The organism is Lichenicola sp. GTC18331 (assembly GCF_055386855.1).
In genome coordinates this window covers 3,504,851-3,525,106 of record NZ_AP045015.1, presented here as the reverse complement: position 1 = coordinate 3,525,106, position 20,256 = coordinate 3,504,851, and the positions used below count along the sequence as shown (strand labels likewise).

Below are 20,256 nucleotides of genomic sequence, written 5' to 3'. Positions count from 1 at the left end.
CAAGATGCGTCACCGCTGCGTTGCTAACGGAACGTTAGATCGAATGGCGACGGGAGGAAACAGTTTTCCCGGTTCCATTGAGCCACACAGAGGCCCGAACTAGATTGTGCCCGACATGGACACCTATCTCGATCGGTTGAATCCCGAACAGCGGCTGGCGGTGGAAACCGTGGACGGACCGCTTCTGGTGCTGGCGGGTGCCGGCACCGGCAAGACCCGCGTTCTCACCACGCGCTTCGCGCATATCCTGCTCAGCGGCCGTGCCTCGCCGGGTCAGGTTCTGGCCGTGACCTTCACCAACAAGGCGGCGCGCGAGATGCGCGAGCGGGTGTCGGTGCTGCTGGGACGTCCGGCGGAGGGTCTCTGGCTAGGCACGTTCCATGCGCTCTGCGCGCGCATGCTGCGCCGCCACGCCGAATATGTCGGCCTGAGCTCCAACTTCACCATTCTGGATACGGACGATCAGCTGCGCCTGCTCAAGCAGGTGATGGAGCTGCACCGGATCGACACCAAACGCTGGCCGGCGCCCGGGCTGATGGGGGCGATCCAGCGCTGGAAGGATCGCGGGCTGACCCCGGAGCGCGTGACGCCCGCGGAGGATACCGAATTCGCCGGCGGCAAGGCGCGGCTCGTCTACGGCGACTATCAGCGTCGTCTGGCCGAATTGAACGCCGCCGATTTCGGCGATCTGATGCTGCATATGGTGGAGATCCTGCGCACGCGGTCGGATGTTCTGGCCCAGTATCACCGCTTCTTCCGCTACATGCTGGTGGACGAATACCAGGACACCAACACGGTGCAATATCTGTGGCTGCGCCTTCTGGCGCAAAGGCCGGATGGCAGCGCCAATATCTGCTGCGTCGGCGACGACGACCAGTCGATCTATTCCTGGCGCGGCGCCGAAGTGGAGAACATCCTGCGCTTCGAGAAGGATTTCCCCGGCGCCACGCTGGTGAAACTGGAAAGCAATTATCGCTCCACCGCACCGATCCTGGCCGCCGCCTCCGGCCTGATCGCGCACAACGATGGCAGGCTCGGTAAGACCCTGCGTCCGGGCCGCAACGATGCCGAGGGCGAGAAGGTGATGGTGGCGAGCGTGTGGGATTCCGACGAGGAAGCCCGCATGGTCGGCGAGCGCATCGAGCAGCTGCAGCGCGACAAACACTCCTTGTCGGAGATGGCGATCCTGGTGCGCGCCGGTTTCCAGACCCGCGCCTTCGAGGAGCGGCTGATCACGCTGGGCATTCCCTATCGCGTGGTGGGGGGCTTGCGCTTCTACGAGCGGCAGGAGATCCGGGACGCGATCGCCTATATGCGCGTTCTGAACCAGCCTTCCGACGATCTCGCCTTCGAACGCATCATCAACGTTCCGCGTCGCGGCGTCGGCGATGTCGCCTTGTCCTCGCTGCATACTCTGGCACGCGAGGAGCGGATGCCGCTGACGATGGCGGTGCTGCGCAAGCTGCAGGACGGTTCATTGAAGGGTCGCGTGCGCGAGCAGCTCGCCGCGCTGATGGACACGCTGGCGCGCGGCCGCGAGATGCTGGCGCGCGCGACGACGGAGGATCTCGGACCGGCGCATATCGCCGTGGTCGAGATGCTGCTGGAAGACAGCGGCTACGTGGAGATGTGGAAGAAGGACAAATCGCCGGATGCGCCGACCCGTCTCGACAATCTGAAGGAGCTGGTGCGCGCGCTGGTGGATTTCGAAACCCTGGGCGGGTTTCTCGAACATGTCTCGCTGGTGATGGAGAACGACGAGAATGCCGGCGCAGAACGCGTGAACCTGATGACGCTGCACGGTGCAAAGGGTCTCGAATTCGACAGCGTGTTCCTGCCCGGCTGGGAGGAAGGCGTGTTTCCATCGCAGCGCACGCTCGACGAAGGCGGCGAGAAGGGTCTGGAGGAGGAGCGTAGGCTGGCCTATGTCGGCATAACCCGTGCCCGCAAACGCGCCCTGATCAGCCATGCCGCCAATCGCCGCATCTATGCCAACTGGCAAAGCTCGATCCCGAGCCGCTTCATCGACGAACTGCCGCCGGAGCATGTGGAGCAGATGGGCTCTGCTTCCCTGGCCCGGGAGCAGATGCGCAACGCACCGCCAGTGTTCAGCGGCCAGTTCCCGCTCACGGCGCGCCGGCCGCGCACGGTGGAGGCCTGGGAGCAGCCGGCCAGACCGAAGCGGGAGGGCGGCATTGCGCCGGGCACGCGGGTGTTCCACCAGAAATTCGGCTACGGGATCGTCGAAAGTGCGGAGGACGGCAAGCTGGACGTCCGGTTCGAGAAGGCGGGGTTCAAGCGCGTGCTGGATAATTTCGTGGAACCTGCGGGAGCCGTTTCGTGAACAGCATCGTCCGCCGCCACGCCACGGCGCTGGAAACCATCCATGTCACCGTTCCGGACGAGGCGGTGGAGGCCTACGAGAACGCCCTGTCCAGCGTGTGCACCACGGTCGGCATCTTCGAAGCGGACGACACGCAGACCGTGTGGCGCATCGAGGGCGTGAAGGATGTCGGCACGGGCGAGGACATTCTCGAGACGGCTCTGGCTCTGGCGGCGGCGGCGACCGGGATCGCAGCGCCTCTGGAGCGCGCGCATACCGAGACCGAAGGCTGGCTCGCCCGCACCTATGAGAGCTTTCCCGAACAGCAGGTCGGGCGCCGTTTCGCCATTCGCGGCACGCATCTGGCCGAAACCACGCCGGGTCCGCGCATCACGCTGACCCTCGATGCCGGCATCGCCTTCGGCTCCGGTGAGCACGGCTCCACGCGCGGCTGCCTGCGCGCCCTGGAACTGATCGCTTACCGCAAGCCGCGTCGCATTCTCGATCTGGGCACCGGCTCCGGCATCCTGGCGATGGCGGCGGCGAGCCTGCTGAACAAGCGCGTGCTGGCGGTGGATATCGAGCCGTGGTCGGTGCGCGTGGCGGCGCAGAACGCGGCCCTGAACGGTCTGCGCAACCGGCTCGATTGCCGCTACGGCAATGGCTGGCGCACGGCGGCGATCCGTCGCGGCGGCCCCTACGATCTCGTCTTCGCCAACATCCTGGCACGCCCGCTTTGCACCATGGCGAAATCGCTCGGCGCCAAGCTGGCGCCCGGCGGCACGGTGATCCTGGCCGGACTGCTCGACACCCAGGCGCGCATGGTGCTGGCGGCGCATCAGCGGCAAGGTCTGGTGCTGGAACGCAAGCTGGTCGAAGGCTACTGGGCCACGTTGATCCTGCGCCGGCCGGCACGGTGATGGGCGCCGCGATGATCCGGGATGCGGTCGATGCCGATCTTCCGACGATCGTCGCGATCACCAATCATGAGATCCTGACCGGTCTGGCGCTGTGGAACGATACGCCGGTGACGATCGAGAACCGCACCGCATGGCTGCGCGAGCGGCAGGCGGCAGGGTTTCCGGTTCTGGTCGCGGAGGCCGAAGGCGTCGCGGTCGGGTTCGGCTCCTACGGCCCGTTCCGGCCGCACGAAGGCTACCGGCACACGGTCGAACATTCCGTCTATGTGGAGACGTCCTTCCGGGGGCGCGGCTTCGGCGACGCGCTGCTTTCGGCGTTGATGTCACATGCGGAGGCGGCAGGCATGCACGCGATGATCGGTGCGGTCGGCGCGGCCAATGCGGCGTCGATCGCCCTGCACGAGCGTCACGGTTTCGCGGCTGTCGCGCGCCTGCCGCAGGTGGGGCGAAAGTTCGACCAGTGGCACGATCTCGTTTTCATGCATCGGCTTCTCGGCTGATGGCGACCGGATATTTCGCATGATGCACAGTGCCGAACGCTTGGCCGCCCTTCGCACCGTTCTGGCCCAGGACGGGCTGGATGGGTTCGTTCTGCCGCGCGGCGACGAGCATCTGGGCGAATATGTCGCACCGTACGCCGAGCGTCTGGCATGGCTCACCGGCTTCACCGGCAGCGCCGGCATGGTCGTGGTCCTTGCAGACAAGGCCGCGGTCTTCTCCGACGGGCGCTATGTGCTGCAGCTCGCGACGCAAACCGATGCGGCGTGTTTCGAGCGTCAGCACATCACCGAAACCCCGCCGGAAAGCTGGCTGGCTGCGGCGCTGCACGACAGCGAAGGCGAGAAGCGCATTGGCTACGATCCGTGGCTGGTGAGCCAGGACGCGCTGGCGCGGTTCACCAGACCCGGCTTCCGGATGGTGCCGGTGGCGCGCAATCCGGTCGATGCGATCTGGCACGACCGCCCTGCCCCGCCTTTGTTTCCCGCCGTCGCGCATCCGATCGAGTTCGCCGGTCGAGACAGCGCGGACAAGCGACAGGAGATCGCGGCGATCCTGCGCGCTGCCGGACAGGATGCGGTCGTACTGACCGATCCCGCTTCGGTGAACTGGCTGTTCAACATCCGCGGCCGCGATGTCGATTTCACGCCGTTCGCGCTCGGTTTCGCCGTGCTCGAAGCCGATAGCACGGCAACCTTGTTCATGGCGCCGGAGAAGATCGACAACGCGCTGCGCCTCTGGCTCGGCGAGGACGTTTCGGTGCAGGCGCCGGACGCGCTGGCTTCCGCGTTGGCCGGGTTCGCCGGCAGGGCGGTCCGTGTCGATCCGGCAGCAAGCGCGGCGTGGTTCGCGCAGACCCTGCGCGATGCGGGCGCCACGGTGTCGCCGGGCGCCGATCCCTGCGCTCTGCCGAAAGCGCGCAAGAACGTCGCCGAACAGGCCGGCTTCCGGCGCGCGCATGAGCTCGATGCCGTGGCCGTCTGCGGTTTTCTTCAGTTCGTTTCCGAACAGGGCGTCGGTCTGACCGAAACCGAGCTGTCGCACCGTCTGGACGCGTTCCGGTCGCGCTCGCCGGAATATCGCGGCGAGAGCTTCCCGGCGATTTCCGGCACCGGCCCGAACGGCGCCATCATCCACTACCGCGCCGACCCCGCCTCGGCCCGCACGTTGCAGGCCGACGAGGTCTATCTGATCGACAGCGGCGGCCAATATGCCTCCGGCACCACCGACATCACCCGCACGCTCTGGAGCGGGCCCGGCCCGGCGCCGGCGGAACTGCGCGAGCGCGTCACGCGTGTTCTGAAGGGCCATATCGCGCTGAGCCGGGCCCGCTTTCCGCAGGGCGTGCATGGGGGAAGACTGGACGCGTTGGCCCGCACGGCGCTCTGGCAGGCCGGGCTCGATTACGACCATGGCACCGGCCATGGCGTCGGCTCCTGCCTGTCGGTGCATGAGGGGCCGTGCGGCATCTCGCCGGCAGCGCGGCCGATCCCGATCGAAGCCGGCATGGTTTTGTCGAACGAACCCGGCTTCTACGCCACCGATGACTATGGCATCAGGCTGGAGAACCTCGTCCTGGTCGTGACGCAGCCGGTGGGGCTCGCCAAACCGTTTCTGGGCTTCGAACCGCTCACCCTGGTGCCGTTCGATCGCGCCCTGATCGACCTCGCTCTGCTGGACGATGCGGAGCGCAGCTGGATCAACGACTACCACCGGCTCGTACTGGATCGCATCGGCCCGAAACTGGACGACCACAACCGCCTCTGGCTCGAAGCGGCCTGCGCGCCGCTCGGCTCGCGCTAAACCATCCGAAGGAGTTCCCACCGATGGCAGACAAGATTCCGGCCACCCTGATCCCCGGCGACGGCATCGGCCCCGAGATCGCAGACGCCGTGGTGTCGGTGCTGGACGGGCTCGGCGCGCCGTTCGTCTGGGAGAACCAGCTCGCCGGCATGGCCGCCGTCGCCGATTGCGGCGATCCGCTGCCGCTGCAGACCATCGAAAGCATCCGACGCACCGGCCTGGCGCTGAAGGGCCCGCTCACCACACCTGTGGGCGGCGGCTTCAAGTCGATCAACGTGACGCTGCGGCAGGAATTCGAGCTGTTCGCCAATCTGCGCCCGGCCCGGACGCTGATCCCCGGCGGACGCTTCGACAATATCGACATCGTCCTGGTGCGCGAGAACCTGGAAGGGTTCTATGCGGCCATGGAGAACTGGCTGCCGATCGGCCACGATCCGAAGGCGATGGCGATGTCGGCCGGCTTCAACAGCCGGGCCGAATGCGCGCGGATCGTGCGCTATGCCTTCGAACACGCGGTGAAGAACGGCCGCAAGCGCGTGACGGTGGTGCACAAGGCCAACATCCTGAAGGCGCTGACCGGCTTGTTCCTGGAAGAAGGCCGCAAGGTCGCCAAGGAATACGAAGGCCGCGTCGAGATGAACGACCGCATCGTCGACGCCTGCGCGATGCAGCTGGTGCTGGACCCGTGGCAGTACGACGTGATCGTCACCACCAATCTGTTCGGCGACATCCTGTCCGATCTGATCGCCGGTCTCGTCGGCGGTCTCGGCATGGCGCCGGGCGCCAATATCGGTGAAAATGCGGCCATCTTCGAGGCGGTGCACGGCTCTGCGCCGGACATCGCCGGCAAGGGCGTCGCCAATCCGTTGGCAATGCTGCTGTCCACCGAACTGATGCTGCGCCATGTCGGCCGCGTCGATCTGGCCGAGCGCCTGACCAAGGCGATCGACACGGTGCTGGCCAACGGTCTGCGCACGCGCGATCTGGGCGGCACCGCCGGCACCCGCGACGTGTCGGACGCAATCCTGCAACAGCTTCGCTGATGGCGACGGAAAAGCCGAAGGTTCCCGCCCCGGAGGTGCTCCGGGCGGAAATCCTTCGCCAGGTGACGGCCCGCGGGGCGGACAAGTCGATCTGCCCCAGCGAGGTCGCCAGAAGCTACGGCGAGGATTGGCAGCGCCTCATGACGCCGGTGCGCAACGCGGCGCGTGCGATGGCCAAGGATGGAGAGATCGACATTCTCCGCAAGGGAAAACCGATCAATCCGGACGAAATGCGCGGCGTGATCCGCCTGCGCATTCGCCAGCCGGACGGTTCAGCGCCCGAAGAAGCCTGACAGCGCGGCAGCGAGCAGACCGGCGCGCGGGGTGACCAGCGCGTCGTTCTTGTGCCGCAGCTCCGTGGTCAGGATGCAGACCGAAGTGGCGCTGAGCAGGGCGGCGCCAGCCTTCTTGGTGGCGCGTGTTGTGAGAAGCGCCGCACCCAGCAGTTCCGCCGTGCCGATCGTCTGCATGTCGCGACGGGTCCAGCCCCAGGATTTAAACAGGGTTTCTTCGGATCTGGCCGGGACCAGCTTGGCGATGCCGGCAGAGGCGAAAGTCACCGCGACCGCGATGTCCCACAGGGATGGCCGGGCGTGACGGGTGGAAGCGGACATGCTGAACTCCCTTGTCGCTGATCCCTTCCCAACATGAGCCAGGCGCGCGAGTTGCCCGCGCCGCGTTTCTACCCCGACGGAGCCCCGCCATGGATCACCTGTTCTCCATGATCGCCGGGCTGGTTCTGGCACTGCTCGGGCTGATCGGGGCTGCGATCGGAGTGATCGAAAGCGCGGCCCGGCACGCTCTGGCCGCGGTGGGCATCACGGGCGAGGCGCAGACCCTGTTGTTGCTGCTTCTTCTGCTGTTGTTGATCGTCGCGGCGTTCCGGGTGTTCGGACGCGTCCTGGCGATCCTGATCGCGCTCGGCCTGCTAATCTTGCTGCTGCACGCGGTGATCGCGCCGGCCGGGAGCGTGAACGTCTAACGACCGTCCGCGGCGAGGCGGAGCGTTCGTGTCCCTGCCGTCCCGGACGGACGGCGCATCCGTCAGCCTGCGTCCGGCGAGGCTGCGGGACGACTGTGCGGCGTGTCCCGTTTCCCGGTCACCATCATCGCCACGCCGAGCAGCGTGATGGCGGCACCGACCGCTTTCGCCCATCCGAGCGGCTCCCCCAGAAGCCAATGGGACAGGATCAGCGCGATCACCGGGGCGACATAGTTGAAGCTGTTGGCGAGAACGGTCGAGGCGCTCCGGTTCAAGGCCAGGAAGATCGCGTAGCCGACCAGAGTGCTGGCGATGACCAGAAACGCGAGCGCACCCCAGGCCCGCAGCGGCACGGATGACAGGTGCAGGGTGGCACCGAGGCCGCTCGCCCCTGTCCAGAGCGCCAGCAGAAGCGCCGCAGGAACCAGTTGGGCGGCCAGGCCGACCACCGGATCGCGCGGGAGGCGCAACCGCGACGCGCCGAGCGAACCCGCCGCCCAGAGAGCGGCAGCGGCCAGCATCATCGCCGCGCCGAGGGGCCGGAAACCGGCATGCGACGCCGACACCCAGCCCATGACGACGAGCCCGGTCAGCCCCAGCAGGATGCCGGAAAACTGCCGACCGCCGGGAGGCCGGCGCAGGAACGCCCATGCGAACAGCGCCAGGAATACGGGGGCGGACGAACCGAACACCGACGCGATCCCGGCCTGCAGGAAATGGGTTCCCCAGATCGCCAGCGTCTGGCTGCCGATCAGCATGACCGGTCCGAGAACGGCGGCGGCGGCGATCTCGCGCAGTGAGGCGGGATGGCGCCGCCAACGCCATGACGCGAACGGCAGAACCAGAATCGCCGCGATCCCGAAACGCAATGTCGCCAGGACCAGCGGGTGGAACGCATCGCCGCCGATCTTGAAGGCGAGGAAGTTCAGGCCGTTATAGAGCCATTGGTAGCCAACCCCGGCCACCACCAACCCCGATACGACCGTCTGCGGCGCTCCGTGGCCGAAGCGGATCACAGGCGTTTCGCCGCGAGCCACGCGCGAATGGCGGCGCTAAGCTCCTCCTTCCGCTCCAGCGGCAGCCAGTGCGCACCGGCCAGATCGGTGATCGTCAGATCCGCACAAGCGGCGCGCATCGGATCTCCGAGCCGGTTGCCGGTGATGCAGTTCATCTGATCGTAGGCGCCGTTCACGAACAGAACCGGCAGAGCCAGTCGCCCGCCATCCGCTGCTTCGCGGGCATAGGCGATATTGTCGCCGTCGTTCAGATACCACGCGCAGGGTGGCCGGAAGCCGTGACTCTCGAAGCTGCGCAGAAGGGTCTCGAAGTCGGCGGGAGGCCACATGGCCGGATCGGGCTGGCTCGGCGGTGCGCGATGCGCGGCGCCGAACCGGCCGCCTCTCGCCGTGACGCTGGCATTGGCGGTGGGCTGCCGGAGTGCCGCGGGATCGCCGGGGCGGTAGATCGACGCCAGGGATGCGGCCTTGTCGGCATCGAGATCGGCCACGGCCGCGGCGAAATGCGTGGTGTAGAACCGGTAATAGTCCCACTGCCCGTCCGGGTAGAAGTCGGACGGGTAGATCGTGCGGTCGACGAGCGGAATCAGCGTCGGCAACGCGTTCGCGTCGGGGAAATACGGAACGGAGACCAGCACCACGCCACGGCAGCGCCCCGGCTCGTGCGCCGCCAGCGATCCCGCGATCACGCTGCCCCAATCATGGCCGACCCAGATGGCCGGCGCGCCGCCGAGATGATCATGGAGTTCCACCATGTCCGCCACCACCAGCCGGTTGGCGTAGGCGTCGCTCCGCGCGGGTGCGGACGATCCGCCGTAGCCGCGCATATCGGGCGCCACGCAGCGCCAGCCCTCGGCGGCGAATCGCTCCATCTGGGCGCGCCAGATCAAACTCAGCTCCGGCCAGCCATGAAGGAAGACCATGAGCGGGCCGTCTTCGGGACCGGCCTGCAGGTAATGCGTGACATGGCGCGGCGTGGTGACGATGCCAGAAGCGATCGTGTCCAAGAGTATCCCCGTGCAAGCAGTCGAAGGTGCCGCTCCGCGCGGTCTCGCGCGGCGGAAAGACGGCACTGGACCTGCATAGCGCCAGGGATTGGTGGCCATAAGCCGCATTGTCGGCTATGCGGCTTGAAGCATGACTTCAAGATCACCGATGCGGAGCCAGGATATTCTCGACGGTGTCGCCGTGTTCGTCGCGGCGGCGGACGCGGGAAGTTTCTCCGAAGCCGGAAGGCGTCTCGGCATCTCGCCCTCGGCCGTCAGCCAGGCGATCCGGGGCCTGGAGGACCGGCTGGGCAGCGCGCTTTTCCGGCGCTCGACCCGCAGCCTCAGCCTGACCGATTGCGGAGAGGATTATCTGCGCGCGGCAGCACCCGCCCTGGCCCAGCTGCGTCAGGCGGCCGATGCGGTGACCGGCCGGAGCACGCGGCCGGCCGGCCCTCTCCGCCTGACGATGCCACGTGCGCCCTTCGAACTGCTGATCGCGCCGCTCCTGCCGGATTTCCAGGACGCGTTTCCGGACATCGAGCTGGACATCGCGGTCGAGGCGCGTCTGATCGACATCGTGAAACAGGGCTACGATGCCGGGCTCCGCTATGGGAAGCATCTCGAGAAGGATATGGCGGCGATCCCGGTCGCTCCGGCATCCGAGGCCATTCTCGCTGCGTCGCCGTACTATCTCGATACGCGGACGGCACCGGATACGCCCGAGAACCTGATCGGCCACCGCATTCTGATGTGCCGCAGTCAGGCGACCGGCCAGGTCATTCCGTGGACGCTCCGCCGCGCGGACGAGACCGTGCAGATCGCACCGCCGACGGCGATGATCGTCCATGATCTCGCCTCCCAAATCGCATTGGCGCGCCGGGGTGCCGCCATCGTCAATGCACCGACGGCCCTGTTGACCAGCGACATTCGTGCCGGACGATTGCGGCGGGTGCTTGCCGAGTGGTCGTCCCCCCTGGATGCGGTCTATCTCTATTTCCCGAGCCGCCGCGGTCAGTCGGCCACCTTGAGGGCCTTCAGCGGCTTTCTGCGCAGCCGGCAAAACGCGGCCGCGTAACCCGACCGGGAGCGACAGCGCCCGCGATCCCGCGTTCAAACAAGACGGAAATGTAATTTTTCGTTTGTTGCGACACATTGCCGATGTCGGTCTAAGGGATCGTTCCGGCTTCGCCGGCCCGTTCGGGAGCATCACCTTTGTCGGCTCATTCCATGACGCATCGTTTCCGCCTCCTTCTGGGTGCGGCCTGTCTCGCGGTTCCCTTGTCCCTGTCCGCCTCCGGTTTCGCGGCCGATCCGCACGATAAGCCGGCACCGGCCAAGCCCGACATGCATGGCGATGCCGTGACCAGCGACGGCACGGTGACCGTGGGCGGCGTGCCGATCGGCTATCAGGCGGTGGTGGGCACGCTGGTGGTGCATCCGAAGGGCTGGGACGATTCCGGGTCCTCCAACGACACGCCGGCCCAGCCTGCGGTCGAGCCGGCGAATGCGTCCGACACCAAGAGCACCGGAGGCGGCGGACACGACAAGGACGCGGAAGCGAAGATGTCGTTCGTGGCCTATTTCAAGCACGGCGTCGCGCCGGGCACGCGGCCGATCACCTTCCTCTACAATGGCGGCCCGGGCTCCTCGACCGTTTGGCTGCATATGGGCGCGTTCGGACCGAAGCGCGTCGTCACCGCCAATGCCGCAGTGACGCCGCCGGCGCCGTTCGATCTGGTGAACAACACCGAAAGTCTGCTGGACGCCAGCGACCTCGTGTTCATCGATGCGCCGGGCACAGGCTTCGGCCGTCTCGAAGGCAAGGACAAGGAAAAGGCGTTCTGGGGCACCGATCAGGATGCCTATGCGTTCTCGCAGTTCATCGTCTCGTTCCTGACCAAGTACAATCGCTGGAACTCGCCGAAATTCCTGATGGGCGAGAGCTACGGCACCATGCGTTCCGCCGTGCTGTCCAACATGCTCGAACAGAACGAAGGCGTCGGGCTGAACGGCGTGATCCTGCTGTCGCAGATCTTCGACTACGCCAATTCGGTCGATACATCGAAGAGCTTCCCGGGCGAGGACATGTCCTATGTCCTGGCGCTGCCGAGCTATGCCGCCACCGCCTGGTATCACCACAAGCTGCCGAGCCAGCCCTCTGATCTGCCAAGCTTCCTGAAGGAAGTTCAGCAATTCGCCACCACCGACTACCTGACCGCGCTGGCGCAGGGTTCAGCTCTGGACGACGCAAAGCGCGATGAGATCGCCAACAAGCTGCACGCCTATACCGGTCTGCCGGTCGACTACATCAAGCGCGCCGATCTGCGCATCGAGGGCGACCAGTTCGCGCATGAGTTGTTGATCGACCAGGGGGACGTCACAGGTCGTCTCGACTCGCGCTACCAGGGCCCCAGCATGAACCCGCTAGATAGCGGCGCGTCCTACGATCCGCTCGATGCCGGCATCGACGCCGCCTTTACCGCCGGCTTCAACGAGTACGTGCGCAACACGCTGCACTACAACACCAACCTGAAATACAAGACCGAGATCGACGTCTTCAAGGATTGGGACAACAAGCACCAGCCACCGGGTGAGTCCTCGCCACTGCCGGCGATGCCGAACGTGCTGCAGGACATGGCGACGGCGATGAAGTTCAATCCGACGCTGAAGGTGCAGTTGAACGCGGGCTATTTCGATCTTGGCACGCCCTACTACGAAGGCATCTACGAGATGCAGCATTTGCCGATGCCGCGTCGCCTCGAAAGCAATATCGAATTCCACCAGTATGCGTCGGGACACATGGTGTATCTGAACGACGCGGCGCGGAAGCAATTGCACGACAACGTCGCCAACTTCATCCGCGCCAACGATCATCAGCCGGCAACTGCTGACAAGGCGCACTAAAGCTCAGCCGCCGGCGCGGTCGGACCGTGCCGGCGGCTTGTTCTCCAGAATGTCGAGATTGTCGAAATCGTCCGGCAATGGCGTTTTGTCCGGGTGCGCCAGACAATCATGCACCAGCCGTCCGCAGATACTGTCCGGATCGGTGGGCGTCACCACCGATCCGGTGAAATGCACCGAGACGGCGATGCCGCGATCGAACCTGATCGCGGCATGGCACAGTCCGGGTCTGCCGAGTTTCAAAGCGTAGATCCCGAATTCGAGATCGATATCCGTGCCGCTCTGGGCGTAGTCCCATTGCAGAACGGATTGGTCGCGGCTGAGATATTGCTTCTCCGCCGGCACACCCATGCAGGCGATCAGATCAGGTTCGGTTGCACCGGGCAGAACGCTTCTCGCCCGCCACGCCTGCAAACTTCCGCAACCCGACAACAAGAACAGCGCCGTGGCCAGCACCGCACGGCATACGCTCATGCCGAACGCGCGGCCCGCAACTCCTTCGCCACGACGTCGAAACTTTCATGCATCGGAGAGTTTCCGTGCGTGTCGAGCCAATCGCGCGACAGAAGCCCGTAAGCCTCGTCGCAATAAGTGCGGAAGAAACCCCAATCCATCCGCTTCCGCTCGCCCCAGCTGTTCAGATACAGCCAGTCGGCGTCGTAGCCGTGCACGAACACCGCATGACCGCCGACCGAAGGCGGGCGGGACGCCTGCGCGCACCAGTCGGCGCCCTGCACCAGCGCGTATTCCGGCAGAGCGAGCCCGATATACAGCCCGCCCAGCATGGCGATGGCGCGCCGCACCGAATCCGCCTGGGTATAGTCCACCGTGCCATAGGCGGTCAGAACGTCCGGCGCCTGACGGCCGATCGCATATCCGTCCCGGCACCAACGATCCAGAACGTCGAGTTCCACCGCACCCTGATCGCTGCCAGGACGGGCGGGATCGTAGCCATTGGCCGCGTAGATCCCGACCACCTGATCGTCGGAGAGCTCGATCTCGCCGCCGCGTCCGGCGGTCATGACACGGATGGCGCTGGCGACGCTGACCGCGGTGCAGTCGCCAAGACCGGGAATGGTCTGGTCATGATCGCCGAGCTGATCGCCGTTGCGCCACAGCTTCCACGTGTCCAGCAGCGCGCCGTGGTCGCAGGAAGCGGGCGGTGCAGGAAGCTGCGCGCTCAGCATGGCGCCGAGCCTGGGTGTGCGGACGTCGATGCGGGCCGGCTTACGGCCAAGTTTCACGCTATGGTTTCGTTCGATCAAACGCTGCTGTCCTCCTCTTGCGAAAACGAAACCCGGCCTCAACCGGCCTGCGCGATGCGGAGCGCCTCCGCTTCGGTCATGGCGGGACCGACACTTGCCGACATGGCTGCGGAAAGCCCGGCCGCCTGCTCCACCAGCGGCATCAAGGTCGTGGACGCGGCCACCAGCAGCGCCAGCCGGGACGTGACCGCGGTCGCCGGAGCCAGCCCGTGCAAAAGCGACAACACGGTCCGCGCGTCCGACAGCAGGCTCGCCGCCAACGCCTGTATCCGCGCGGTATCGATGCTGACCGAGACGCTGTTCCCGGCCAGCGTCTTCAGCTCGGCCATCGCCGCTCCGGCAGCGGCCAGAGCCGCTTCGGCCGTCACGAGATTGGCGCCGAGCAAGGCCGCCACGCCGGGAATCAGCAGCGCCGTATCGAGCGCGCTCACGATCGCCTGCCCGTCGGTCAACAACCTGTTCACGTCCAGCGTGGCCGTGATGACGGTGCCGCCGTGAGACACGGTGCAGGCGGCGACGCCGAGCGCCGCAGCCCCCAGCAACGCGCTGCGCAGAATGGCACGTCTGGACGAAGGCGCCGTGATGGTCACGATGTTTCTCAAGCGGCAGCTCCCAGCGGTTTCAGAACGGCGACGGCCTCTTCCGCCGCGTTGGCGAGATCGGTCGATTTGCGGGTGACCGCGGCATGGGCGATCGCGTTGGACAGCGAACCGACGCGGATCGCATCCGTGGTGTTGTCCGGCCATAGTTTGGGCAGACTGGCTGCGATCAGCGTGGCGGCGATGCCTTCCGCCGCCGCGAACGGGTGCACCAGCGCCAGCACCACGCCGCCGATGAACAGGCTCAACCCCTGTTGGGTGGAAGGCTGCTTCGACCAATCGAGCAGATGACGGCTGAGCGTCCGCCAGCCTCCGACCATGGCGGGAACGGTTTCGGTCATGCGGGCTCCATGGCGTGGGCGGCGAGCTGGGCCTGGTTCAATCGGTCCGTGGCATCGTCAATGGCGGGAACACGGCTCACCCTCCAGAAGGAGTGCCAGTTGTCGGAAAACACGTGTCGCGCCGGCGGCCGCGCCCAGTAGGCCGGCTTGGTCATGCTCAGCGCGAAATAGCTGTCCGCATCGCCGGTGCGGTTCGGCAGAGTGCCGGCGAGCGCCGCGTCGGCGACGGCAAGCGCCAGATCCCAACTGGCCTGATCGCGCATGGAGGCGGAAAGAATCGCACTCCTGTTGCAGTCCCCCCAGCAGGAGAACTGCCGGGGCGCGAGACACACGGCGAGCGGGGTGCGTTCCCAGCCGTCCCGCCAGCGCCGCATCACCACGGACAGGACGTTCTCCATCCCCGTCCGGCCGCCTCCACGGCATTCCCCATAGGCGGTGCCGGCCAGCACCAGACGGGGCGAAGTCATGTCGAAACTCATCCGCGAACCCTCCGAACACGAAAAAGGCCGCCCCGGATGGAGCGGCCTTTTGCGGCAGACGATACGGTGTCGGAACGTACGGCCCTTTCAGACCGGCCGTTCGCCGTATGGTGACACTATGCCTGTCCCCACCGGGTCCGGCGACGTGTTTGCAACAGCGCCGTCCCGATCTCGAACGGAAGCGATCTCAGAACCGGAGATGCGCCCGCAACAGGACGTCGCGCTGAACCACGTCGCGACGTCCGAACGAACTCTGGAACCCCAGATCGACTCCGTCCCCCTGGGCGGAAGACAGCGACACCCCGCCCCCGGCCAGGCCGAAGGTACCCCCATAGCCGGGCAGGGTCGTGCGGATCGGCAGTCCAGCGGAGACGAAGCTGGTATCGAGCGTGCGGCCGCCATCCAGGAATTCACGCGCAGCGGCGATGTTCGCATAGGGCGTTAGGATCCCCAGCGGAACATGGAACCGCGCATCCGCCTCCAGACCTGCGCGCCCCAGCACGCTGTCGAGGTTCTGATGCCCGACATGCTGGATCAGCACCGGCTCGCCGGTCTCCGTGTATCCGTCCAAAGCCGCATGGGTGTAGGCGATCCGCGCCACAGGACCGAACCGGAATCGACCGGATCGGAGGCGATAGCCGAACGCTCCCGCCACCGTGCCCGCCTCGCCATTCGGCGCGCCGTCGATGCGTTCCCCGGTCAATAGCCCGGTCCGGCTGCCCTGCGCACCACGCAGGAAGCTGTAGCTGCCGGCCAAAGCGGCGAACAAGCCGCCTTGCTCGATCCGGGCGAAGGTGCCGATGTGATACGCGTCGGTGCGGAAATGGGCAGCGTCGGATCGGCCGAACGCGTCGGTCGCACCGGCATCGGCCCGGCTGTAGCCGACTGCCGCGCCGATCTCCGCATGCGGCGCGAGATGCACCGAAAAGCCGGCCGCTGTGGAGAGGATGTCGTCTCCGAACGAATCCTGCTGGCCGCGCGCCTGGAACCGTCCGGATTGATGATCCGCCTGGAGAAACACCGAAACACGGCCATCGCCGATCGCCACCGCGCCGTCGCCCGCCCCTTGCCGGATCAACCGCTCGCCGAACCCGCGCGCGGTCTCCAGCGCCACCTGGCCCTGCATGCCGATCGCATCCGCCGCGCCGAGCTGGTTGGCGATCGCCGCCGCGATGATGGCATGCACCGCGGTGTTGGGGTGCACCGTGTCCCAGAACAGGGTCTGGTTCTGCGTCGCGACGTCGGCTTTCAGGCAGGCGGGCGTGGCGATGCAGGCATGGGTCACGTCCGTCAGCCCGAAACGCGCCGGGTCCGCCACCGCCTCGTGCAGCAGCCCGTTCAGATCGATCAGATAGACAGTCCGGCCGTCGGCGGCGAGCGGACGCAGCAGCGACGGCAGCGCCGTATCGGTCCCGGCCGACAGGGCCGTCGCGGTGGCATTGCCGAGATAGCGCGGCGTCAGACCGAGATCCGGCACGTTCAGCACCACCAGCCTGCGCGCGCCGAGGTTTGCCAGACGGTCGGCATCGGCGACGATATCGCCCGTGACGCGCGCGTTCTGCGCCGCAACGTCGATCGCGGCGCCGTTCGCGCTCCCCAGCACGCCGAAATAATCGTTGGCGCCAGCCAGAAGCAGAACAGTGTCGTGAGGGCCGAATCGGCTCCCGGACGCCGTAAAGGCGGCGATCTCGGTGGCCGTCCCCGGCAGAAAGCCGCCGACGAGATTGCCGCTCCCGGCGAAGGCGCCGCCGACCGCCTTGTCGTTGGTGGGCACGAAACCCTGTTTCAGCAATCCGGGCAGGTCCTCGACATACACCGGACCGTTGGAGAACCGCGCGCCGTCATAGCCCGGGCCATTGCTGTAGCCAGGCAGCATCCGGGCGATATTGCCGTTATCGGACAGGCTGTCGCCGAACGCCCAGATCGATCCGGGTGCCGCCCGGGCGGCCATAGGCGCCGATCCGAGCGCCAGCAGGCACAGCGCGCCGGTACAGCGTCGCAACGGATTCCGTTTCTTCATGATGACGGTTTCTCCCTGCCGTCATCCAACGCCTTTTGAACCTGCTCCGCAACGAGAGCCGCCGACCTTTTGCTTCTGCCTTAGAAAAGTCCTGGGAAGACCGTCATCCTGCGGCATTTGTCGGCGTTATGAGTCGCGGCGGTCATGCGCGATGCGTGCAAACAGGACGCGTGGCCGTCACCCTTGCCGCCGGACGCCGGGTGCGATCATCTGTATCGAATTCGAGGACAACCCGGCGCGGTGGTAGCGGCGGACGGATTTGAACCGCCGACCAAGGGATTATGATTCCCCTGCTCTACCGCTGAGCTACGCCGCCATCGCGCCGGGAGCGGTCAGATACCCATCCGGCGGGGGCAAGTCAACGCCCGCGCGCCGTCTCCGTCATTCCAAAAGCGTTCCACACCCAGCCGAGGGCCCATGCGCAAAGACTTTCTGCATTATCTCAGCCTGGTCCATGGCTGGCTGGACTGGGCGCCGGCGCCGCTCGCGTCCCTTCTGGTGATGCTGGTGGCCGGTCTGGCCGCGCTTCTGGCCAGCAAGGTCATCGTCGACCTCTTTCTGCGTATCCCGAATCCGCGTCAGGCCTTCTTCCGCTCGTTCTTGCGGGAGATCAGGCGCCCGGCACGCCTGTTCGTGGTGGTCGTGGCGATGGGCGCCGCCCTGCCCGCCGCCGGCCTGTCCTACCGCGCGCTGGCCAATGTCGGACAGGCGCTTCTGGTCGCGTTCGTGCTGCTGCTCGGCTGGGTCGCCTCGACGCTGATCCGGGTCTCGGCCGAACTCTATTTGGCCCGCTTCAAGACCGGCGAGGAAGACAATCTCAACGCGCGCAAGCACGTCACCCAGGTACGGATCCTGAAACGCGCAGCCGATCTGCTGCTGATCGTGATCACCATCTCCGCCGCGCTGATGACGTTCGATCCGGTACGCCAGTACGGGCTCAGCCTGTTTGCGTCCGCCGGTGCCGCATCCCTGGTGGTCGGCCTCGCCGCACGCCCGCTGCTCACCAACCTCATCGCCGGCGTGCAGATCGCCATGACGCAGCCGATCCGGATCGACGACGCGGTGATCGTGGAAGGCGAATGGGGCTGGATCGAGGAGATCACCTCCACCTACGTGGTGGTGCGTCTCTGGGATTGGCGCCGGATGATCCTGCCGATCGCCTATTTCCTGGAGAAACCGTTCCAGAACTGGACCCACCAATCGGCATCGCTGATCGGCAGCGTCTATTTCTATCTGGATTACGCGGTGCCGGTAGAGCCGATGCGGGCTGCGCTCGAAGAGATCGTCCGGCAAACGCCGCTCTGGGACGGCAAGGTGGTCAATCTCCAGGTCAGCGACGTGAAGGACCACACGATCGAGATCCGCATGCTGATGAGCGGACGCAACGCGCCGCAGACCTGGGACCTTCGCTGCTTCGTGCGCGAACGCATCCTGGCCTGGCTGCAGCAGAACGCACCCGAAGCGCTGCCCAGGACCAGGGTGCGGTTCGATCCCCCCGCAGGCGCGGGAGGATCGGGTCCGGTTCAGGCTTCGGCGGGCGACAGATCGGGCTGAGCCTCCGGCTCCTGCGCGACGGGGGCGGCCTGCTGCACGGCGTCGGCCGGCACCTCGTCCTGCGCTCCGCGCTCGCCCTGCTCGCCATCCTGGTACTGGCGGTTGCGCTGGTGATGCGCCTGCTGCGCGGCCTGGTTCTGCTGCGCAGCCTGGGCGATCGCGTTCAGGATGCGGAAATAATGCTCGGCATGCTGGAAATAGCCTTCCGCCATCACGCGGTCGCCGGAGCTGGTCGCGTCGCGGCCGAGCTGGAGGTATTTCTCGAAAAGCTGCTGCGCCGTGCCGCGAATGCGCAGATCGGGGCCGTTGCTGTCGAACACATGATTGCGGTTGAGGGGGATCTGGCCGTTGTTGTGCCGGATCGGCGAACCGCCGCCGCCACCGCCGCCCTGACGATGGTTGCGGCCACGCATACGTTTCATGTTCATCAGCTTATCGCAGCGCTTTCCTGTGGGTGCCGGACGGGTTCTGCTCGGTCATGATGGATCGCATGCCAGACGGACCGGCACCGTGATCCTGGAGTCTCGACCGTATCTCTCGGTCGCCCGGATCGGCATCTCGAACCGAATTCCGGCCATCGGCGGCCGATATGACGGTCGCTGATTCGATGGACTAACTGAAATCCTACCTCTCCGAATGGATTTCACCAAACGATATTTGCGGCCTGGATCCTGCCCGGCCGCCGCAGGATGATGGCCCGATCCACCCCGCCCAGATCGGCCCTTACACCCAGGACATCGAAACCGGACGCCTTCGCCAGAGCGGCAATCTCCGGCGCCTGGCCGATGCCGAACTCGAACACGGCCAAGCCGCCCGGCACAAGCACACGATGCAAAGCCGGCATCAACGCGCGATAGGCGGTCAAACCGTCCCCGCCCCCGTCCAGGGCGCGTGCCGGTTCGAACAGGCGCACCTCCGGCATCAAGGACGGCAGATCCGCTTCCGGAATGTAGGGCGGGTTGGAAACAACCAGATCGACCTGCGTCTCGATCGATGCGTCCCAACTGCCGCACAGAAAGGTCGCGCGTACACCGAGCCCGTTCGAGGCTGCGTTCCGATGCGCCAGCGCAGCCGCACCCGGCGACAGATCGACGCCGAACCCCGTGGCCGACGGATATTCGCTGAGAACCGCCAGCAACAGACAGCCGGTACCGGTGCCGAAATCCAGCACGCGGAGAGATCGCGCCCGGTCCGGGATCGCCTCCAGAACCGCTTCCACCACCGCCTCGCTATCGGCGCGTGGAATCAGCGTATCGCCCGACACGGCCAGATCCAGGGACCAGAACCCGCAGGAGCCGAGCAGGAACGCCATCGGCTCGCGACCGCAGCGGCGTGCCAGCAGCGTGTCGAACCGCTCCGTGTCGACCATCGCCTGCCGCCCCAGGCGCAACAGCCCGGCCGCATCGGTGCCGAGCGCATGCGCCAGCAAAAGCCGCGCTTCCCGGCCCGGCCCCTCGATTCCGGCCTCGCCCAGACGCATGGTCGCCATCGCCAGAAGACGCTCGACGCTGTTCCGTGTCATG

General features: G+C 66.4%; 21 protein-coding genes and 1 tRNA gene. 10 read left to right on the top strand and 12 right to left on the bottom strand.

The features are described from left to right. The first annotated feature begins 115 nt into the window (after nt 1–115). Genes ACZ5BM_RS16140 through ACZ5BM_RS16115 form a run of 6 tightly spaced genes read left to right on the top strand, consistent with a single transcriptional unit; the run spans nt 116 to nt 6,880 of the window. Complete coding sequence (locus tag ACZ5BM_RS16140; RefSeq protein ID WP_498911684.1) at nt 116–2,344, top strand: ATP-dependent helicase; 2,229 nt, start codon at nt 116–118, stop codon at nt 2,342–2,344. After that, entirely contained in the window at nt 2,341–3,243 is a 903-nt protein-coding gene (locus tag ACZ5BM_RS16135) for a 50S ribosomal protein L11 methyltransferase (protein ID WP_498909152.1), read from the top strand. The genes ACZ5BM_RS16140 and ACZ5BM_RS16135 overlap by 4 nt, the downstream gene beginning before the upstream one ends. Further along, nucleotides 3,243–3,743 carry a GNAT family N-acetyltransferase gene (locus tag ACZ5BM_RS16130; RefSeq protein ID WP_498909151.1) on the top strand — a complete coding sequence of 167 codons (501 nt, stop codon included), beginning with the start codon at nt 3,243–3,245 and terminating at the stop codon, nt 3,741–3,743. Before ACZ5BM_RS16135 ends, ACZ5BM_RS16130 begins: the two co-directional genes overlap by 1 nt. Before the next feature lie 19 nt (nt 3,744–3,762). Continuing rightward, nucleotides 3,763–5,544 carry a M24 family metallopeptidase gene (locus tag ACZ5BM_RS16125; protein WP_498909149.1) on the top strand — a complete coding sequence of 594 codons (1,782 nt, stop codon included), beginning with the start codon at nt 3,763–3,765 and terminating at the stop codon, nt 5,542–5,544. Between the two features lie 23 nt (nt 5,545–5,567). Beyond that, nucleotides 5,568–6,587, top strand: a complete 1,020-nt coding sequence (locus tag ACZ5BM_RS16120; protein WP_498909147.1) for an isocitrate/isopropylmalate dehydrogenase family protein — start codon at nt 5,568–5,570, stop codon at nt 6,585–6,587. After that, nucleotides 6,587–6,880 carry a DUF3253 domain-containing protein gene (locus tag ACZ5BM_RS16115; protein WP_498909146.1) on the top strand — a complete coding sequence of 98 codons (294 nt, stop codon included), beginning with the start codon at nt 6,587–6,589 and terminating at the stop codon, nt 6,878–6,880. The genes ACZ5BM_RS16120 and ACZ5BM_RS16115 overlap by 1 nt, the downstream gene beginning before the upstream one ends. On the opposite strand, the gene ACZ5BM_RS16110 is transcribed toward ACZ5BM_RS16115, so the two are convergent. Continuing rightward, nucleotides 6,860–7,201 (bottom strand): DoxX family protein, encoded by a 342-nt coding sequence (locus ACZ5BM_RS16110; RefSeq protein WP_498909145.1) that lies wholly within the window; start codon nt 7,199–7,201, stop codon nt 6,860–6,862. The genes ACZ5BM_RS16115 and ACZ5BM_RS16110 overlap by 21 nt on opposite strands. Nucleotides 7,202–7,290: 89 nt before the next feature. Between ACZ5BM_RS16110 and ACZ5BM_RS16105 the strand changes: the two genes are divergently transcribed. Then, complete coding sequence (locus ACZ5BM_RS16105; protein WP_498909143.1) at nt 7,291–7,569, top strand: hypothetical protein; 279 nt, start codon at nt 7,291–7,293, stop codon at nt 7,567–7,569. Between the two features lie 62 nt (nt 7,570–7,631). Here ACZ5BM_RS16105 and ACZ5BM_RS16100 read toward each other — a convergent pair whose 3' ends face one another. Continuing rightward, entirely contained in the window at nt 7,632–8,585 is a 954-nt protein-coding gene (locus ACZ5BM_RS16100; protein ID WP_498909142.1) for a DMT family transporter, read from the bottom strand. Next, nucleotides 8,582–9,592 (bottom strand): alpha/beta fold hydrolase, encoded by a 1,011-nt coding sequence (locus tag ACZ5BM_RS16095; protein ID WP_498909141.1) that lies wholly within the window; start codon nt 9,590–9,592, stop codon nt 8,582–8,584. Before ACZ5BM_RS16095 ends, ACZ5BM_RS16100 begins: the two co-directional genes overlap by 4 nt. A gap of 148 nt (nt 9,593–9,740) precedes the next feature. On the opposite strand from ACZ5BM_RS16095, the gene ACZ5BM_RS16090 reads away from it, so the two are divergent. Both ACZ5BM_RS16090 and ACZ5BM_RS16085 read left to right on the top strand, forming a co-directional pair. After that, nucleotides 9,741–10,649 (top strand): LysR family transcriptional regulator, encoded by a 909-nt coding sequence (locus tag ACZ5BM_RS16090; protein ID WP_498909140.1) that lies wholly within the window; start codon nt 9,741–9,743, stop codon nt 10,647–10,649. Between the two features lie 152 nt (nt 10,650–10,801). Further along, complete coding sequence (locus tag ACZ5BM_RS16085; protein WP_498909139.1) at nt 10,802–12,478, top strand: S10 family peptidase; 1,677 nt, start codon at nt 10,802–10,804, stop codon at nt 12,476–12,478. A gap of 3 nt (nt 12,479–12,481) precedes the next feature. On the opposite strand, the gene ACZ5BM_RS16080 is transcribed toward ACZ5BM_RS16085, so the two are convergent. The 7 genes from ACZ5BM_RS16080 to ACZ5BM_RS16050 all read right to left on the bottom strand — a co-directional run bounded on the left by ACZ5BM_RS16080 (nt 12,482) and on the right by ACZ5BM_RS16050 (nt 17,495). Beyond that, entirely contained in the window at nt 12,482–12,949 is a 468-nt protein-coding gene (locus ACZ5BM_RS16080) for a hypothetical protein (RefSeq protein ID WP_498909137.1), read from the bottom strand. After that, entirely contained in the window at nt 12,946–13,719 is a 774-nt protein-coding gene (locus ACZ5BM_RS16075; protein ID WP_498909136.1) for a C1 family peptidase, read from the bottom strand. The genes ACZ5BM_RS16080 and ACZ5BM_RS16075 overlap by 4 nt, the downstream gene beginning before the upstream one ends. Nucleotides 13,720–13,778: 59 nt before the next feature. Then, on the bottom strand, nt 13,779–14,342 hold the full coding sequence (locus ACZ5BM_RS16070; protein ID WP_498909135.1) for a hypothetical protein: 564 nt from the start codon (nt 14,340–14,342) through the stop codon (nt 13,779–13,781). Then, nucleotides 14,339–14,680, bottom strand: coding sequence for a hypothetical protein (locus ACZ5BM_RS16065; RefSeq protein ID WP_498909134.1), 342 nt, complete (start codon nt 14,678–14,680; stop codon nt 14,339–14,341). Before ACZ5BM_RS16065 ends, ACZ5BM_RS16070 begins: the two co-directional genes overlap by 4 nt. Next, complete coding sequence (locus tag ACZ5BM_RS16060; RefSeq protein WP_498909133.1) at nt 14,677–15,159, bottom strand: cell wall hydrolase; 483 nt, start codon at nt 15,157–15,159, stop codon at nt 14,677–14,679. Before ACZ5BM_RS16060 ends, ACZ5BM_RS16065 begins: the two co-directional genes overlap by 4 nt. 187 nt (nt 15,160–15,346) lie before the next feature. Next, the gene (locus ACZ5BM_RS16055; RefSeq protein ID WP_498909132.1) at nt 15,347–17,179 is read right to left on the bottom strand and encodes an autotransporter domain-containing protein; all 1,833 of its coding nucleotides are present in this window, start codon (nt 17,177–17,179) and stop codon (nt 15,347–15,349) included. A 241-nt stretch (nt 17,180–17,420) separates the two neighbouring features. Beyond that, a tRNA-Met gene (locus ACZ5BM_RS16050) sits at nt 17,421–17,495 on the bottom strand. A gap of 101 nt (nt 17,496–17,596) precedes the next feature. On the opposite strand from ACZ5BM_RS16050, the gene ACZ5BM_RS16045 reads away from it, so the two are divergent. Next, entirely contained in the window at nt 17,597–18,733 is a 1,137-nt protein-coding gene (locus ACZ5BM_RS16045) for a mechanosensitive ion channel family protein (protein ID WP_498909131.1), read from the top strand. On the opposite strand, the gene ACZ5BM_RS16040 is transcribed toward ACZ5BM_RS16045, so the two are convergent. Together ACZ5BM_RS16040 and prmC are read right to left on the bottom strand one after the other, a co-directional pair. Continuing rightward, nucleotides 18,703–19,161, bottom strand: coding sequence for a DUF4167 domain-containing protein (locus ACZ5BM_RS16040; protein WP_498909130.1), 459 nt, complete (start codon nt 19,159–19,161; stop codon nt 18,703–18,705). The two genes, ACZ5BM_RS16045 and ACZ5BM_RS16040, sit on opposite strands and share 31 nt — an antisense overlap. A 215-nt stretch (nt 19,162–19,376) precedes the next feature. After that, complete coding sequence (prmC, locus tag ACZ5BM_RS16035) at nt 19,377–20,255, bottom strand: N5-glutamine methyltransferase family protein (protein WP_498909129.1); 879 nt, start codon at nt 20,253–20,255, stop codon at nt 19,377–19,379. Nucleotide 20,256: the final 1 nt, after the last annotated feature.